At 40.1% G+C, this 18,604-nt stretch carries 9 protein-coding genes and 1 pseudogene; 2 read left to right on the top strand and 8 right to left on the bottom strand.

Features of this window, described 5'->3' with window-relative positions; genetic code table 11:
- Positions 1-495 precede the first annotated feature (495 nt).
- Complete coding sequence (locus NH399_RS16805; RefSeq protein WP_253042122.1) at positions 496-1,287, bottom strand: hypothetical protein; 792 nt, start codon at positions 1,285-1,287, stop codon at positions 496-498.
- A gap of 394 nt (positions 1,288-1,681) precedes the next feature.
- On the opposite strand from NH399_RS16805, the gene NH399_RS16800 reads away from it, so the two are divergent.
- Together NH399_RS16800 and NH399_RS16795 are read left to right on the top strand one after the other, a co-directional pair.
- The gene (locus NH399_RS16800) at positions 1,682-2,359 is read left to right on the top strand and encodes a hypothetical protein (RefSeq protein WP_253042120.1); all 678 of its coding nucleotides are present in this window, start codon (positions 1,682-1,684) and stop codon (positions 2,357-2,359) included.
- Between the two features lie 146 nt (positions 2,360-2,505).
- Positions 2,506-3,459 (top strand): transposase, encoded by a 954-nt coding sequence (locus tag NH399_RS16795; RefSeq protein WP_253042119.1) that lies wholly within the window; start codon positions 2,506-2,508, stop codon positions 3,457-3,459.
- A gap of 370 nt (positions 3,460-3,829) precedes the next feature.
- On the opposite strand, the gene NH399_RS16790 is transcribed toward NH399_RS16795, so the two are convergent.
- From NH399_RS16790 to NH399_RS16760, 7 genes and pseudogenes are all read right to left on the bottom strand, one after another.
- Positions 3,830-3,994: a hypothetical protein gene (locus NH399_RS16790; protein ID WP_253042118.1), complete on the bottom strand. Its 165-nt coding sequence runs from the start codon at positions 3,992-3,994 to the stop codon at positions 3,830-3,832.
- Positions 3,995-5,244: 1,250 nt separating this feature from the next.
- Positions 5,245-6,009 (bottom strand): hypothetical protein, encoded by a 765-nt coding sequence (locus tag NH399_RS16785; RefSeq protein WP_253042116.1) that lies wholly within the window; start codon positions 6,007-6,009, stop codon positions 5,245-5,247.
- A 156-nt stretch (positions 6,010-6,165) separates the two neighbouring features.
- Entirely contained in the window at positions 6,166-6,570 is a 405-nt protein-coding gene (locus NH399_RS16780) for a DUF3592 domain-containing protein (RefSeq protein ID WP_253042114.1), read from the bottom strand.
- Positions 6,571-6,681: 111 nt separating this feature from the next.
- Positions 6,682-7,065, bottom strand: a complete 384-nt coding sequence (locus NH399_RS16775; protein ID WP_253042112.1) for a hypothetical protein — start codon at positions 7,063-7,065, stop codon at positions 6,682-6,684.
- Positions 7,066-7,215: 150 nt separating this feature from the next.
- Positions 7,216-7,797 (bottom strand): SMI1/KNR4 family protein, encoded by a 582-nt coding sequence (locus NH399_RS16770; RefSeq protein ID WP_253042110.1) that lies wholly within the window; start codon positions 7,795-7,797, stop codon positions 7,216-7,218.
- Between the two features lie 230 nt (positions 7,798-8,027).
- Complete coding sequence (locus tag NH399_RS16765; protein WP_253042108.1) at positions 8,028-8,777, bottom strand: hypothetical protein; 750 nt, start codon at positions 8,775-8,777, stop codon at positions 8,028-8,030.
- Between the two features lie 97 nt (positions 8,778-8,874).
- Positions 8,875-15,689: pseudogene (locus NH399_RS16760) on the bottom strand (PLxRFG domain-containing protein).
- Positions 15,690-18,604 lie beyond the last annotated feature (2,915 nt).

Raw genomic sequence — 18,604 nt, 5'->3', positions numbered from 1 at the left:
TAACCAATATTAACATACCTAGCTTACTTGATGCTCATTGTTTCCCTTCCTCAAAATGTAATGACAGTACGCCTAACTATTTAGCGTACGCTCCATATATTCTATAGACTGCCCGATAGATATAGAAAAAACTCTAGCATTACCAGTATCATACTCTTTTTTCCACGAAGCATATCCTTCTTGAGAATTTGGAATATCAGTTTCACCGACCAACTCTCCATAGGAAAACCTTTACTGTCAAGCGACGGCTCCGTTCGAGCAGACTCGAAAAAGAGCCCAAAAACTTTATCGACGCAGCCAGAAAAAAACAGCTCGGCTAAGTTGCTTTACAGCTAAATAAGTTCTTATCATCCAAAGAAAACACTCTTCCCGAGTTAATAGAGTCCTACCAACAATAAACAGTCTCTTGAAAGAACTATAACCTACTTTTTATTAGGGATCTGACAATAAGAAGCCCTGTATAACTACTAGCAAACGGAGTGTCTGCTGATATCCTTACTCTTCATTTCTAGTTAAATCTTCCCACTCATCTTCCACGAAGAGAGAAAATCTTAAGAGAAGTGCCAAAGATGTGAAAGCTTCATCTGCATCAATTTCTGATGCTTTACCATGTGCAGTCTCATCTCGCCAATAATTAAGTAATCCAGTAAAAGCTTTAAATTGTTCTTGTATAGGCTTGTTCAATTTTCCAATAATTATATTTTGGATATTTGTTCGACCTCTTGCTCTACTATATATCTTCAATACTTTATTCTCAGCATTAGTTTTTTCTATAGCAACTTTGAGCATAATGCTTTCTGCCGCAGCTCCGCACATAGCACAAGACGCTAAATAGGCATGAGCTCCGTAACATCTAACAGCTTGCTGTGCTCTTTGATGAAATCCCTCACCAAAACTCTCTCTAAATCGTGCTAATAGTTGCCCAAATCGCTCAGGCTCTGTCGGAACGAATATATCTTGCTGCTCATCCGCTAGCCATTGTCTTCCAAATGGAGTAATAGAGTAACCATTACCAGCATTTCCATCATCCGTAGCCTGCCCCCTAAATTCTTTGACTCCTGGTCTTATTATTCCTCTACGGCAAAACTCCCACGCAGCACTATATAGAGCAGGAATACATTGGCTTATTCGGTGTTCAACATCTGGTCCTTGTTGCACACCATTTGCTTCCAAGTGGTTTCTCAACAAAGTGGGAAGATATAGCTCGTATCCGTATTGTGCACCATGGCCATGATCAGGATTTAGTAGAAACTGATGTAATAAATTCATTGCATCTTCTTGATTCATTTTATTTTTCCTAAGTAATCACATAGATAAAATGCATTAATGTACAGCCCCACTTTACTACCTGCTTAAGGAAAAGAAAACCAAAGGCATAATACATCCAAACTATAACGGTTTTTTCAAGCCACATTAAACTCTCCCTCACACCAACTCCCGATATTCTCCTCTAGCTTCAAAAGAGCTAGGCTCAACACTATACCGTTGACTTTAATTGAGCATTGATTTAGCATGGCCACGAGGTGATGTGTACGCCTGGTGCCCTCTGCTACGGCAAAAGTCCTTGTGGACTAATGCACTATAAATACTTGATAAATATCTAACTTCAAAATTGATAACCGAATATCGTCGATCTAGAGCAGAGGAAAGGTCGAGATGAACTAACGATATGAGGTATTCTATGTCTAAGCTTTATACTAAATACGAACGTAATCAAATTCTTCGCCAAATCAACTCTGCAATTAGCATACATGGCGATAAAATTTCCTCTCAGATATACAGCTTTCTAGGTAAAAACTGCGTTAACTTTACTCTTTACAAAGCAACCAAGAAAAAGTACAAGTCCTTAAGTGATTACGAATTATATTCGCTGTACGGTGCATTTTTCAGTTCTGGCATTTTATATCCAAGTGACTCTGATGAAATATTAATATGTGACGAATACCCTGTCTCTGAAATCAAATACTTCATCAAAGAAGCTGAGGAAAATATCATAAGACAGCTGTATTTATTAAAAATAATTGTAAGAGACATTAATCAAAAAAGTGTTTTTTTTCATGCTTATAGAAATGGGTATAAGGCTTATGGAATTTTAAGAAGCACTACGCAGAATAATTTTTCACTCTATTTACGAGAATTAGACCCTTTGGAACACCTGAATTCTCTTGTATTTAAAAAGCCACCAGCTAAACCAAGCCTAAAGTTTAGTTTAATTCACTTCCGCGATATGTGTAATCAAGCAGGAATAGATTCGATAACACTTCAAGAAAACTTATTTCAAGGCAATAAGCACTTAGTTGGCACATTAGAGAAACAGGGGTTTTCCTTTAATAGGGATGAGTTAGTTTGGGAGAAGTAAAAAAATTATCAGACACTCCAACTATAGCACTTAACTCAAGCCAGATTAAGATTCCTCTTACAACATGAGTCGATATTCTCCTCTAGCTTCAAGGAGTTTGGTTCGACACTATGTCACTGACTTTATAAGAACAAAGGAACTCATGGATGACCGTCGCCAGAAAGGAACTGGTAGATACCCACTCACCCGGATTTTATCATTGCACCACCCGTTGTGTTCGCAGAGCCTTTCTCTGTGGAATAAATGAAGAATCAGGACAAGACTACTCCCATCGAAAAGACTGGATTGAAAGGAGAATCAACGAATTAAGCACCCTCTTCTCTGTGGATATCTATGCTTATGCCGTCATGAGTAATCATTATCATATTGTGTTGTATCTCGCCCCATTAGCTCCTTTACAACTGACCGATGATGAGGTCGCTGAACGTTGGCTTGCTATTTATCCCAGTAAAACTGACCTCAGAAGAACTCTTCGAAAACAGGCCATCTTGAACTCACCCAAAACACTCGCTCTCTATCGACAACGACTCGGCTCCCTCTCCTGGTTTATGAGTCGATTGAATGAACCCTTAGCTAAGCTCAGTAATCAAGAAGATGACTGCAATGGCAAGTTCTGGCAGTCTCGTTATACCTCTCAAGCCCTATTGGACGAAGGAGCGGTATTCTCCTGCATGGCCTATGTGGACCTCAACCCGGTCAGAGCAAAAATCACTCAGAAGCTAGAGGAATCCCATCATACTTCCATCAAACAGCGACTTAATGACATAACCAGTGACAAATCGCTCGAAGAAACTTTACTTCCTGTTTCAGGCTCTGTAAAACACATAACTCAGAACATATCGAACAGGGACTACATCAATCTGGTCGAATGGGCAGGCAAGGCCTTAGTTCATCCCAATAAAGCTTCCATACCGAAAGATACTCAAGCTGTGCTTGAACGACTCAACCTACAGACCAATCATTGGTTAACACAACTTCATTCCTTGGAAAGTCGTTACTGTAGAGTCATTGGTCCTGTCGAACTCATTCGACAACGAGCCAAAAAACTCTATCGACGTTGTTTGCAGGGTATCAGTTCAGCCAAACTGCTTTACAACTAAACCAGTTCAGAAAAATCTTTATTTCGCCTATGCGAAAGGTATTTCATCGCCAGTAGAAAACTCTCTTCCCAACTTCTCAATAGCCTACATATCAGGATTAAACTTTTGGCGATTCAACTAAATAACTGAAGCCATTTTATTCTTAGTAGATTACTTATTGAAGCCTTTATTAGCCTCTAATGAACGGAGTGTCCGTAGATTACTACCATGGGCTATGACTCATCAGTTTCTGTGCAAAACTCTTTGTAACTGTTATGAGTAAAAAATATTTTTAGCGGCTTTAAACTCTAGTCAATTTATGGTCGCATTCCCACTTTTAATAGAGAACCTAAGAAAATAATTTTTGAACGCTGCCAGAACACTCAAAACGCTACTCCCAAATATCGGCTACATCCATAGCCCGCGAATCAGCAACACCTTCCGCCCCCTTTTTCTCCGTAAATTCTCCTGTCTCTATAGACTTTAGTATTTTTCTAATCTCGATAAGTTTCTTAATCGCATTGAATACAACGATCACTCCAATAACTGCAATCAATAAATCCCCTAGAAACAAATCATAAAGAAAATCAATAAAAAACTTCGTTGACAGAGGTACAAGAGAAATGATGAGAATTACGTTTTCTAGTCGATCCTGCTTAACGTCTCTGAATCGATCAACTTTTCTCTAGAGCTTTCTTCTTTCGAGTCTTTTGCTTCGTCTCATGTTGCGCACCGCCACTTAGTCTATTTTTACCATTACAATCGACTTATGTCCTTCCATTGAATGACTGTCGGCTTGAAATCAATAATGCAATCTCTGACTGTACAATCCTCATACCAGCATCAGGCAAGAAAATAGCCCTCATTAGTAATTCAGCATTCATCTTTGGTTTTCAGCGCTTTTAACCTGTACAAGATAGAATCAAACTTAATAAGCGCAATAAAGAGGGCTTTAAATACTATAAAAGAAGCCTATGCATCCTAATTTCAATTTAACAATCAACCACTTACCCAAACCCTGGGCATAAAAAAACCGGATAAGAATATCCGGTTTTTAGAATATGGCGCGCATGGAAGGATTCGAACCTTGCGTGAATTGACTATGAGGACATATTAGGGCACATGGAGGTGTCCTAATTCTAATAAATTCAATATGTTAGCCATTTCAGCTTATTTCCCCTTATGCCTCAGTGTACCCCTAAGTTGCCCCTAATACTGCCCCTAAATAACTACTGGTACAAGCACATAGCATTCCCAATCTTAACCACTAAAACAATCGGAAAAATCGAATCCTGTTATTTGTAAGTTCGCAGAATCGTTAAATTGATAACGAACTGATAACAAGGAAAAGTGTTTGATTATTGGCACAATTTTTTAAGCGAAAAGCATGCGCCAACACAGCTCCCTTAAGGGGTTTAAACCACCCCTTAATCTTTATTATTCAATGACTTACATGAGAAAATGTGGTAAAATATAATCGAAAATTAAATCCCTTACCAAACTTCTTAGGAGAACAGAAATGAAAAACTTAATCAATTGTTTTGTAGCTGGACTTAAATTAGTGCTTTCGAACTTTTTAAACAGGTGTTTGAAATCTGTTGGAACCCTACTGGTTGGGGCTTTCTCCCCAACCAGTAGGGTTCCATTGTAACATATATTGCAATATATGTCGACATTGACACAATATATAGTGCCTCCATAAAAAAACTAAGTATCGTACACTCCACTATACCAAGGCTCAAAAAATGCCATATAATTGAATTAGTCGTCACTTCCCTATACAGAATTACTGCCTTCTGAATACTGCTACATATTTTGAATTCTACTCTCACATCCCTGACAGATATAGTCAACATACTGTTCGGAATCATCATTCCAAACCATCAACTCATCTTTGGGGAAGCTCACACCACATACACAACAATCTACTTCTACTGATTCCTCCCCACAAAAATGACATATGTACATACCATTCTTAAGGGATAATGTACCGGCTTGGTCACACCCTGAGCAATAATAGTCTTCTTCTAAGCCTCCAGCTTCTTTCGCTTGTTCAACAGCACGTCTAACATTCGCCTTGTACTCGTCAGCTAAAATATCAAATTGTTCCATTAGCTCAGATGTGACTTTACTCTTTAGATCAACCTCCCCGAGGATCGAGTCAAACTCATTAAATGTTTGCATTAATCGTCCTAACACTTTCTTAGCCAAATCGACATCAAGAGAAAACTCATGGTGTTCAATATTATTCCTAAGCTCCTTAAACCATTTCAGATCATCCATGAACTCTCTATCAAATTCATGCCCCTCATTTTTCAAAAACTGTACAGCATCCCAAATACCAATCGTGTTTTCTTTTGATATTTTTTTGGAAAACGGGTTTTTGTATATCAATAATTCATGAGATAATGAAACGTAATACTTTAATATAAGTTCAAAAAAATGAGAAAAATGTAACACAGAAAATTTGAATGCTTTCAAGTCTCCATCATTTCCCTGCTGATACTTTGACAATGCTTCATTCAGGCTATCCACAGCATTATCCAGCAAGTTCAACTCAACCTTCTTCATTGTCACCTCATAGCTAATTCCAACTGATTTCCCGCAGTGAACAAAGTACTGTTAGATTATCTGGATATCAAGTTAAACTGCTGAATTTCTAACATTTGAATTTTCTTGAAAGTACATCAAACCTTGTTTGAGCTAGCTTTCAAGAGATATCAGTATTCATTGCATAAACCGAACAGCCAGAATGCCTACAGTAAAAAAACAAATCCCCAGAAAAAATGGAACAAGAGGTCCCACCCATAAGGTGCGGAAACTATCAATGTTTGCATTATCAGGCTGATGATACGGGTATATTACTAATACTTTTTCACCTATATCAAAGGCCGGTGGACTAGACGCCGCGCCTGCCTGAAAGCGAATTTTTTCCCCACTATCAGAGTGAAACTCCACAAGGGGGGTGACAGCATAGCCACGATGCGCTTTGATATGCTCTACGACAACACCTTGTGTTCTTACTGAGAATTCGACAAATTGATAAGTCTTTCCTAGTAAAAAAGAACCTACTGACAGAGCAACTGCACCCACAACCACAAAGAAATATCGGATCAGAATCTTATAAACCATTCTCACAACCTAGATAATTTAGTAACAACATGATCTTGATGATGCTCTACTAGGATCATCAAGACAGCTCTAATGCACTATAGCTCACCTATAAAATGTCAAGTGCTAAAGTCATAGTTTCTCTTCACAATAAGCTTTCAGTACACTAGGAGAAACGGCCCCTTTCATATTTTCGTTTGTCGAAAGAAACCCTAAAAGCTCCCCATTTTTAATGATCACAGGCGGCGCACTTAAATACTCGTTAAATGGCGAATAAGGGTTAAATTCATTACCAAACTTGGAAAATTCATTCCATATAGATTCAGAACTAAACTCATTGCCATAAGTCCCGAAGTCATTGAAAATCGATTTACTTTGATATCCGTTAGAAATGTCGCCTAAATAAGTTTGCCTACTATCCTGAGCAAATATTTTAGCTCCTTTTACCAATGTACAAAGCTCATTTCCATGCGCTAAGTTAACAACCAATGCGAAAAATAATACTCTTACTTTCAAAACACCACCTCTTTTTAAAATCATTAGCTAAGAAGCTAGTAAGTTTCCACTCAATAATAAATTCATAAGACGACTTTTGAGCTATCCATATTGAATCCAATCCCCATTACCTAACTATCCTTCATTAACCATGCTGTTATAGATTAAAAATCATTCAAAATAATGCTTCGGAAAATATTTTTCATAGGCTGGTTCCATAAAGTCAATATCATTGAGCCAACCTTGAAACCATTCTTCAATTGAATCTGTTAGGGGCATTAAAAACTCACTTAATGGCATGTCTACTTCGCGTGGATTTGGCTCAAACCAAATAACCCTACCTTTTTCATCACGGCAATCAATGCACCAATACATCCCACAACCTAAATGCGCTGCTGGGATTAGTTTTTCTGGCCAACTCCAACCAGGATCATCATCTGGCTTTTCTCGAAAATAATGATAGAGTTCAGCAATATAGTAGTCCTCCGACTTTGCTCCTACTTTAGTACCAGCTAAACCATATCCCGGCCCGAAACCTCCATTTCCGACTTCGGTAAGTAACGTAGCATAAAAGTGAGGAATATCGAACCCTAGATCTCGCTCTAACTCCAGAATGTCACTGGGACTAGCTACTGGAAAGATTTTAGCAAGGCCGTTAAAATCTTCCCCCTCATTAGAATTAGCTAAATCTTTACACCGCTCACGGATTCTCTCGATTAAAAAATTTGATAAAGAAGCTTGCGAAATGTCCACAATACAATCCTCCATAAAACAAGCCCTAACAACATCCCATTTTGATATTTTACAAGATACTGCTTGCACCAACAGACATGTGCATAGTGAAACATAAAGCTTTGAAACAAACCACCTCTAAGTATTATGAAAATGCCAAATGATATTAGCAAATACAACTCTTACCCATAAATACAGGGGTTCACCCCGAGAAAATGACATAACAATATTGTTGCCTTCCTTGATGGCACTTAATTTTCTTCTACACTTTTCTTTATGCACAACTCATACTTATCTGCTATTTCCTGTCTTTTCTTGCGTGAAGTATCGTTATTACTTGTATGAAGTTTTCCTAGAATGTCAAAAATATCGGCTCTGTGATAAACGCCAGTTACATTAGGGAAATACTCGACTTCCTGGGTATCCCAGTGAATGCCAGCACAGACTTTTGCTCCACACCCCAAAGTTGCAAGCTCTTTAGGCTGATTATTGATGACCACCTTCAAATTTTTCCTTGCTTCGGGCGCAGCATAATAATAACACATCATTTCTCTTGCACTTTCTTTACCTTCCTTTTCAAACTTAAGAATTGATATCACAAAAACAAGGGCAATAATTGAAAATAACAAGTTAATTGAGTTCGCGCTAACTTTATTTATAATAAGAGGATATTCCTTTCGGTTTGCACTCCAAAACCACCTTAACCCCTTTCTTATATATACTTGCTTTCGCTTGAAAGAATATCGAACCATAAGCGGGTAAAACACAAACATATATAGTGGACTAAATAGATAATACATTAAGAGAAAACCAAACAACCAACCAAAATTCAACACGAACCCGTTGTATACTATCTGGTGGAAGTCTCTTGCCATCACATCTGTGTCTAGCTTCATCAAAGATAGATAACCGTGATATTTAGCCGTACTTATTGCATAGGCATACCCCGTTAACAAAACCCAAAAAATGCTACTGCCAACCACCTTATTTAACTTCGACATCCAGAGTCCTCTTGAACATGAGCAAAATTCGAAACCACTTTATTAGTCAGAATTTGAGCCATCTTTATTACAACTCTTATTGCTATAGAATAATAAATTAGTCTATGTACTGCACATTTCGTAGTCTATTTAACAGCTTTTTATTTGCGTATACACCGTTCATTTGGGTTGCATGGCTCCTCAGCTTGTTACGAATAGATACACGCAATTGACGTGCACTAATTTGAATATCAGGATTCTTTTGATTGAATGCCTGGATATCACCTATTACTGAATCATAATCACTGCTATCACCAGATTCTAAAGCATCAGCAAAACGTAAGAATAAATTTCGCTTTCGTCGTGCCAACCTTATATCAATATTTTTCAAAAACTGATTTTCCCGGTATTGAGCACTTAGATCACTGGGCGTAAAACCAATCGCTTGAGAGATTAAAAACGGTACTGTCACTTTTTCATCAGAGATGATGTCATCCCCTCTCATATTGGTTACGCCTTCACTATCGAATCGTGCGGCCTTACTTAAATCTCGTACAGCTTTTGGTGTTAGATAGTCCATTGCTCTCCAATTGTCTTCACCAAACATATCAAGCCCCGTCGCTGCACGCTGGAAAATGCCAAAGAAGGGGCCAAGAAGCTGTGTCGAATAATCAGAAAACTTCTCTCGATTACTTGATTCCTTTTCATGGTCCATTAGCCACAGGTTCGATAAACTGACTCGTGATGCTAAATCAATAGGCGTTGCTGAGTTTACTGCACCATCCATTATTGCTCTGGAACCTGACTCACCTAGATTTTGAGCTAGGAACCAGCGCAACCAATGTTCCAGGTCAAAAGGATCGTCTTCATCATCCATAAATGCCTCAACGATAATTGATGCCGCAAAAAATACAACGGGCAACCCAAATCGAATGCCACCCGTTAACGTGTGCATCAGTAGAATACCTGTCAATTGACGTCTAGCAACTTGTCGCTCTTCCTTTGAGTAATCCGCTTTTCGAATGGCTTTATGGAAATCACGCGCAAGACGGTAGGCCATATTCAAAGAGTGTTGTCTAAAAATAAATGCGACTTTTGCGAGTCCTTGTGAGCTATTCGAGGGCGATTAGAGTTTGAGTAATTAAAGTGACTGTCTTGAACAAACTCAACTGCAAACGCAAAAGCCCCATCGTGACTACGACCTGCTTGGCGAGCTAACCTATAGCCAGCAATAAATGACGTTTCTCGATTGTACCTTTCGGCATGGTGGAACAGAAAGCCTGCCCATTCCATCACTCGCTTAGTTTTCTGATTGAAGCTTTCTCCATGCTCTGCTATCTGCGCCAACTCCATTGATTGAGTTTTATCAATAATCCCCCATGCTTCTGCACGTTTGAACGCCTTAAGCTCATCTCCTGACAAATGCTTATCAACATGCGCACCTCTGACAAACTGACCACTTGCCTTTAATATTTCTTTTGAAGCTAACCCCCAAGCTTTAACAGTTGAAGTGCCATTCATTAGCGATTGTGTTCTAGCCGCTAATATAGGCAAGCCTGTTAAGAAATTCTGAGTAATGTTGAGCATGGCTGCTGCGGGACTAAACCCTAAATACCAAAGAAAGCTCGCAGACGTAGCAAACGCTGAAAAGCTGGAATCTCGTGGACTCATGATCCAGTCATGGCGTTTAATTAACTCGGTCACTACACCTGAATATTTTGGCCGTTCTTTAATCGGCACATTCGTTCGTTCTTCGCGAGCAACTTTCAAAAGCTTCTGCAATGTCGCACCATATTCAATGCGGCTGATATTATGTGCGCCGTGGAACATTTGTTTAGCAAAAGCTCGAATCTGGTCCTGATGCCACCCTTGGGTTTTCTTTCGGTGAATAAAATGTTTTCGCACTGAAAGGTCTGGCAGTGTCATCAAGTAGAGTTGCCATATATCATCCTGTGCTCTCGCTTTATCATCCAAACTACCAACTTTGGTATCAATGATATTCATCGCTGTCTTAACAAACTCAGGGTCGATTTTATCCAACACCTTAAGTGCTTCAGTGTTTTTCCCGCCATCCACAATCACCTCATTATTGAGAGATTGCGCATCAATGTAGCTTTTCCAATCCGACTCCTTCTCAAACAGTTGAAACTCAATGATTGGTCCGGGTTTCATGACACCCTCATCAGTAAATACTTTTTGGCGAGTGAGTCCCCAATAGTCACCAAATCTCGGCAAAGGAAAATACGGCTCCTGGACACGAGAATTTTCAAAGAGTGCTCGAAGGTCAATTAACTTCTTTGGCTGCTCCTCGTCGATAAACTCCTGCTCGATGCGTTTTTCTAAAGCCGCCTGCATTTCATTGACATGATTTTTATAAGCGTCACGCACAGTCGTGTACCAGTTTTGAGCCTCTTTAGATAATAAGCGCCATTGATTGTCAATCAAAGGCTTTGCTTTGGCCCTTTTCATCTCCTGAAAGACCTTCGCTTTTTCATCCCTCAATTTCTTTCCAGCTTGTTCTATCTTGATATAAAACTCTCGCTGGCGCTCGCTCCCTTGTGTGGCTTTTGCAAGCTTCTTAAATTTTTCGATATCTGCATTGAGTTCTTTTTCGAGACTTCTAAAGGTTTCCCAATCAGAAAGTGGTTGATACGGCTTTGACGGGTCCACGCCAGCTATCGTTGATTTCGTCATTAAATCAGCCAGTAACTTTTGCTGTTCTTCGTTTTTAACTGCCCAGCGATGCCAACCATCAACTACTTTGTCTGCTCGTCGTTGAAGCTCACTTCGTCTTCCTGACATTTTTTGCTCAACGTTGATGTAGCTCGCAATACCATGCGTATCTTTATGAGCATAGTCTTTTAAATAGCGAGTAGGAACCAAGGCCAAATGTTGATCGCGAATGTTTGCCCAAACTTGAGCCTGGTTAATTTCATTAGCGGCTTTTAGAGTATTTTGATATGCAGACTTAGACAACTCAAAAATACCACTCTTAGTAAGCTGTCGCAGACGCCTGCGGCTCATCATAACTGGCTGCTCGCTAATGGCCTCAGAAAGATTCACAGGTTGCGTGAGTTGTTCAGCAGATTGTGTGATTAACTGCTTCATTTCAGTCAGTGTGATAGGTGCTTGTAGAACACATGCTTTTCGTAAACCTTTTTGAATGGTCACAACTAATTGATTAAAAAGTTGTTGTAACTGACTTTGTTCTGACTCTGCCAAGCGTGCTAACGCTTCTTCTGCTAGCTCATTCATCGTCAGCCCTTGATAGTCGAAATTAATTTCCCGTAACAATCGTCTAACCGATAATAAGTCACTTTTTAAAATATGACTCTTGATACGATTGAACGTGGTCATAGGTAAAAGCTGCCTCAACCCGTAATGAACTATCAGCTCATGTTGCAAAACCTGTCTTAGATGGCGCTTGCTCTCGATGTTTTCAGAAAAAATGACAAGCTTGTTTTGATTAGGGTTAAACGCGGAATGAATGATATCGTGCCTCGCTTCTTCACCAAACACTTGCTCTGGATTATTCTTAATTTCCACTCTAACTTTTGCCGTTCCCTGGTATTTCTTTTTAAAATCCTCAACGACTCGCTCAACTACTTGTCTGTCAATTGGTTTATCAGGCTTCTTGTCAATATGTGATTTGGATAAATACCAATCTTTGATTTTAATGGTTTTCTTTTCCCCTTCATCAATCGACTTAAGAACCGAAAAAGACTCAAGCTCGAGCATGCGGTTGATAGCATCCATTTCAAACTCAGGTTTGACTATGGCAGATAAAACACCATTACTGCCAGCAAACTCATTTTGAATGTAGTCCTTCAAAATTACATCTTCGGCTATCTCCATCTTCCGTTTCTTCTGTCCTTTCAGAGAAATCCGAAACTCATTTTGTCGGTTGTAGGACAAGCGCACTTTACCACCACTAGAAGCCACCCCTACCTTTGCATTCTCTGTGCCTTTGACTTTATCCAGTATGCGTCTCACTTCTATCGCTGTTCGTACCGGACGACTGGTTGCAAGGTCGGTTTTCTGATTAAAACTTCTCGGATACAACACTCCTTGAATCGTTCTGCCATCGGCGGTTGTAAAGTGTGTAATTTGTCCAGACTTTTTCACACTGGTCATCGCCGCCAATAGATTACCTGTAGCAATGTAACGTTTTTCACGTAGGTTCTCCGATAAAGCCGGGTCGAACAGCTCGTCTAATGCTTCCAGCCCAGACGATTTAAGTGTACCTTTCCATAACGCCTCACGGTCAAAACCGCTCTGGGGAAACAATTGACTGTAAGATACATGAAGCTCACGAGCACCTGAGTTAATCATCAACCGGAACTTGATTTTACTTGTCGAATACGGGTTTCCTTTACTTTTCTTATGAGTATATTTCACATCTAAAATAATCGCGTTTAATATCTCTCCTTCCACTTCGATATTCAAATGAGTCCCAATGGTCGATGATTTTAGTCGCTGATTAATTTCGGCTTTATTCTTTCGATAGGTGGCTAGCTTTGATTCAGCTTGTGCAACCGTAGTTTGCAGAGTAGACAGCCCCTTTTCCGTTAGTTTGGTAGAATCTTTTCCCTCAACTTTTTGATTGGCCTTATCAATACGTTTTTTAAGTAGATTTTCATAGCTCAAGTCACTTTCCATTTGACTCTGGAACTTATCTAGCTCTCGTTCTGGAGTAGTATCCTTTAGTCGTTTATTGAGTTCCTTTTGAATATCCTCCGGCTTGGGTGGTTTCCCCAATCTCTTAACATCTGCCAGATGCAAAACAACATCTTTTCTAAACACCGAACTAGGATTTTTTCCTTGATAAATGGTTTCTGATGAAATGATTTTGGCGTCCAGTTTCAATGTTTTCGGCTCTAGTTCATTGGTCCCTAATTTATTGCGAAGCTCAATTTCTTCCTTGTAAGATTGCTCGACGACTTGATAAAACTCCCTCTGTTGAGAAATAGGTAACAATTGAACGCGCCCCGTTGCTCGCCTTGCTAAATCCCGCTCAGGACTTTTTTGTTTTAATACACTCGACAAACCTAACTGATAAGTCACTTCCTCATTTTCTTTCAAGTAGTTGAAAACGACGATATCCCCATAAGGATTCAAAAAATCTTCACTTTTCACACTGTTAGATGACTGAGTATCAGCCGTTGTATTCGCATTCAGCGATGATAATGCCTTTGACAGTACCGCTCCTGGTCGTATCTCAGTAGGCAGATTAAGCTCTAATCGTGTGAACTTCGGTAGTACAACCTGTCCAGTTCTATTGACTCGACCCAACATTTGCATAAATACATTTATGTCGGCGGCAGCCTGCGCGATTATCATATGGCGAACTTTCTGGTCCTTAAAGCGCTCGCTAGAATGTATTGATAATCCTGTCGAGCCTGCTTGATTAAGAATCAGCGCATCCAATGCCCCATCATTAAACTCATCGATTGATTGACGACGATTGGCCACTTCTTCTGCATCGAGGCTATCGTAAACCGCTTCTGTCTGACTGTAATCAATTCGGTGTGTTCTACCCGTCAGCTCCTTTACTGACACTCCCTCTTTTTGTAAGCGATGCTTTATCCAGTCTATCGGTGAAACGGGTAAATCTGTTAGATCGATTTGCCTGATTTTCTTCTCTATATCCTTATAGACGCTTTGAAGATGTTTGGGCAGCGAGTCAAGGGACACTGCTTCAGATTGACTCTTGTTACTGTTCGCTTCCTTGACACTCACGCTGCGAGTTTTATGAAGTACATTAAAAAGCACATCTTTAAAATCAATCCCTTCAATCACATCACCGACACTTAAGCCATGCGTATTCACATAGTCTTGTAGAAAACTGCCCATTGTATTATCCAGAACAATAACAGGCTTTTCATTTCTCTTATGAACTTCGATGGCTCTATCGGCTGCGGCGTCTGCTTTCAGTAGTAGCAACATCTGTTTAACATAATTATGAACCTGACTGCTGAACTGAGCATGCTCGACTTGCACCTGCATATTATTTTTAGCACCGCTAATATCAAAGCCGCCTCGACCGTCTTCGCCATTTTTCTGTTTCGACACGACATCAACCAATACATCGCTTGCCATTTCGTCCACCTGAACAATGGCTCTTAAGACATTATTGATTTTATTGCTTAACCCTTCATGCTGCTCAGTATTTTTTTCATCAACTTCGGTTACAATCTCTATTCCACTCAAATCACGTTCACGACGAAAGAGTTGTCCAACTTGGCTTAACCCGCCCGATATGACCGTTTGCAGGGGCAGTCCACCTTGTTTTACAGCATCGATTAACTGATCAATTGAATCAGTCGCATCTTGGATATCGGTTAAAAAGTACAGTGGGAGATTGTCTGGTCTTTTTGCCCAGGTTGCTGACAAATAAACCGCTCTTCTAGACTCACTTAATGCTTCCATAAAAAGTTTACCTAGTTGACTTTCACCACTAGCGGTATGCGCCTCATCCAGAACAAAAACCGCATTCGGTGCGACCTTCCTTAAAATATTTCGGCGCTTTGTTGAGCTAGGATGCTTTACTTGGTCGTAGGTCATAAACAGAGAGTCAAATCTTTCCGGTAAAAAGCCAGTATCTTCGATATGACTCATATCCCGCTCTTTGACTTTAGAGCCTGGAAACACTTTTTTGACAATCACTTCATCATTTTTTGAAATACCTACAGAATCATTCAAAATAAACGGCTTTACTTCATCGCCTATGTCTTGCACTTCGAAATACATATCTGTGTAGAGATTTGGTTTTTGGGTGACGAAAACTGGCACATATCCATTTAGCTTTGCCCAACGAATAATCGCTGCGGCCTGTCTTCCTTTCCCAATACCTGTTTGGTCCGAAATGATCACGGCTTTTTCGTTTTTAATGGCATTAATTGACGCTGCTATTGCATCGACTTGTAACGCCATAAAATACTGGTGCGTCTCATTGACTGAATCGTATTGCAGTTCTTTCGTTACGAACTCATCCAAATTTCCCACTCGGAACTCTAATTCAGAGAGCGCTTTTTGAATAGAGCTTGCCATTGCCGTGGGTGTTAATACCGCTTGATTAGCACCCTCGCTTTTTGACTGGTAACTTTCCTGATACCGGGACTTGTTAACCCCTTTATTCGCTTTCGCCGTTGTTGGTTGCTTTTCCGGTGTGGGTTGTGTCTTTTTCTTTGAAGCTTGGTTATCACTTTTTTTATTATCTGACTTAGACTTTAAACTCTCCTTCCTTTCGCTAGAATCAGTTTTAGTCTGCTCAACCTCCCTTTTCTGCACAATATCATTGACATGTTCAAATATCTCATTCCAATCAGAATAGCGTTGAACGGTTTGATTAACAGGATAGTAACGCTCAGATTTTTGTCGTCCTTCAATAGAGATAATTCTCAGTGGCCAAGCTGCGCCTTGCTTTTTATACAGCTCCCCATTGACTTCAAAATGATCAACAACATTGTAATTTGAATATAACCAGTTAAAAAAGACACGATCTTGCCCTGTGGGTTTTCCTTCTTTTTTATTAGCCGCTATAATCATGGAAGCTCGGCCATCGTCCCTCATTGTTTCTAATGAACGAGCGGCAATGAGGTGGTCGAGTTTATTAAATTCGAAATCATCAATACTCACAGGCTTCTCTAACTTTTCAAAAGGCGGATTCATCACAACACTTCTGAATGCTTTATGAAAAGATTTATGAAATGACTGCGAAGCATCTTGTCGAGAAGCAGGGTACTGCAAATGCTGTAAATGCTTGTAGCGTGTTGAATCTATTTCATTTGCGATTATCCCTTTCACTTTGTTACCACGCGCAACCAATAACATGCCATTGCCAGCAGTCGGCTCCATCACAGACTTTGACTGATCAATCCCTGCTAACACGCCTGTCAGATAGGCCAAAGGTAAAGGCGTTGAATAAGCTTGATTCTTTATCGAAGTCGTCGTTCGGATATTAAGGTTAGGCTGTTCATCCATCAACTTAAGTAGCTTGCTAAAGACCTCTTCGCGGCTTTTTCCTTGTTCGACAATATTCCTTCCAATATGAGTTAACCCCGCCTCAATAGCTTCCTGCACCGCCTTTACCTCGTTGGTAGTAACAGGTTTAGGATATTTTGTATTAGACCTCTCCTTTAGCTTTCTATTAATATAATGTCGATCTATTTTGCCGATATTGGTTTCGAGTTCCTTTTTCCAAAACTCGACTTCTGGTGCTATCACAGAGCCAGGATTCTCCAGATCACTTCTATCATCTAAATCTACTTTCGACTCTTCTAAGTCAGCAAGCGATTCTCGATACACATCTTGCTCTATGACTCCAGACTGTAAGAAGTGCTCACTGATTGCTCGATTCACATTATCAGATAAATCAAGCGGCTTCTTAGTTTTGATAACTTGCTCAACTCTGCTTTTCAAGTCATCAACACTAATATTCTTCACTTCATCCGCTGTTAAATGAAAATGTTTTTTTAGCTTAGATTTCGAAGGGATTTTTTGACCTAGCTCTTTTAGGTAAAAGCTTTGAGCATCGGAATAGACTTCCGGCTCTGGCTCTGGCTCTGGCTCTGGCTCTGGCTCTGGCTCTGGCTCTGGCTCTGGCTCTGGCTCTGGCTCTGGCTCTGGCTCTGGCTCTGGCTCTGGCTCTGAATTATTGTTCAGTTCAACATCACTCGATACAACTTCTTTTTCAACTGCTTCAACAATGGGGTTTGGAGCTTCTGTTTCTGTTTCTGTTTTTGTTTGCTCAATGTTTTCTTTCGTGGATGATGATGCTTGCTCTGGCTCTGATAAATTAGACTCGTTAGTCAACTCATCGGCATCAACAACCATTTCACCTAATGTTGGCTCAACACGAACATTCGCTTTTTTCACACCACGCTGAATGGCATTTCTTAATACTTGCTCATCATTTTTCGATAGCTCTTGATCATTCATTAACTTCTCAAAAGCACGATACTCCTGTTCTTCTAACCCATGTATAATGGTGCCAGCAGTCGCAATGGTAACGTCTATCGGTGCTGTAACATATTCCCCAGCAAATTCCGCTACAACCTGTCCAAATTTGACCTTATCCTCTGTGGCTAATTGAGCAAATAACTCACCTCCTGCGCCCATTGAACCTTGAACAGCCATTTGATTAAACAAATTAATCGCTTTTCCAGAAACCGTTCCTGCCAAAGCTTTTGGAGCCATCGTTTTTCCGGCTAAACCGAAAGAAACACCGTCAAAGAAACCAACTAAACCACCTCGAATAGCTGCTTTTTTAATTATCGGCTCCATTAACTCTTCATTATCTAGCGACGCCTGTAATTGTTCCAAGTTAAATGGATCAATACCATTTTTTTCCAACTCCTGAATAATTGTGCTCGTGTACTCATTTTTAGCCGAACTCCCCCCCATCACAACTGCACCTAACGCTGGATGCACTGCCGCAGCAGGTAAGGCAGTTAAAGCGGTGACTATTGAGGTGTATCCGCTACGAGATCCAACCTCTCCAACTAACCCAGGATACTCAACAAGTTGTTGGACAGATTTAGAAAACTCCTCAGTCGCTAATAAATTTTGAGCTTGTTTACTAGAAGGGTACTCCGCAGCAATAGCTCGATGTTCTCTGGCCTTATTTAAACTTTTGCTAGCGGCTTTGAGAATATCGTCTCGTGCAAAATCCATCCATAGCTGATGAAGAGTTTCATTATCAGCTTCGCCTACCATCATCGTATCTACATACTTACGGAGTTTTGGATCTGTAAGATATCCATCTTGTGTGTAAGGTTTAAGTTGCTCAAGACTCATAGGTCTATCGGAGACAAGGCTTTGTGCATAACTAAAGTGTGAGCGCGCTT

It is taken from the genome of Pleionea sp. CnH1-48, from assembly GCF_024124665.1.
Classification (GTDB): domain Bacteria; phylum Pseudomonadota; class Gammaproteobacteria; order Enterobacterales; family Kangiellaceae; genus JAMXSB01.
This window is presented reverse-complemented; position numbering and strand designations above follow the sequence as displayed.